Annotated in this window: 1 protein-coding gene; it reads right to left on the bottom strand. The window is 76.6% G+C overall.

The genetic code is table 11. The annotated features are described in order from the left end of the window. A partial coding sequence (locus D7W79_RS42555; protein ID WP_147442379.1) for an HAD-IC family P-type ATPase occupies positions 1–623 on the bottom strand: 623 nt, incomplete at both ends.

The following is a 623-nucleotide window of genomic DNA, read 5'->3' as shown; positions in this document are numbered from 1 at the left end:
CCTCGGGGCCCCGCCCCTCCGCCACCGCCAGCACGCGCAGGGCGCGCCCCGCCAGCGACGCCAGGGCCTCCGTCACGCCCGGAGGCACCTGCTTGCACAGCGGCAGGAGCGCCTCCAGCGCGCCCTTCACGTAGAGCACGCCGTCCGAGCGCAGGATGCTCATGCGCCGCCGGTCCGAATCAAAGGGCTGCTCCGACACGCGGGGGCGCTCGCGCTCCACGTCCGCGCGCTCCACGCCCTTCGCCCGCGCGGCCACGAGCAGCGCCAGCTCCGTGGGGTCGCCCGCGCCGGCCCCCTGCCCCTCGGCAGGCAGCTCCGCGTCGCAGCACGCCGCCGCCACCTCCAGCACGCGCCGCGCGGACTCCGGGGGCCACACCTCGCGCACCTCCATGATGCCCAGGGTGAGCGTGCCCGTCTTGTCCGTGCAGATGACCGTGGCGGAGCCCAGCGTCTCCACCGCCTGCATCCGTCGCACCAGCACGTGGCCCTTCACCATGCGTTGCACGCCCACCGCGAGTGCGAGCGTCACCACCGTGGGCAGCCCCTCCGGCACCGCCGCGACCGCGAGCGCCACCGCCGCGAGCAGCAGCGCCACGCCCGACTCCCCGCGCATCACCCCCAGC

Source organism: Corallococcus exercitus, assembly GCF_003611585.1.
Classification (GTDB): Bacteria; Myxococcota; Myxococcia; order Myxococcales; family Myxococcaceae; genus Corallococcus; species Corallococcus exercitus.
This window is presented reverse-complemented; position numbering and strand designations above follow the sequence as displayed.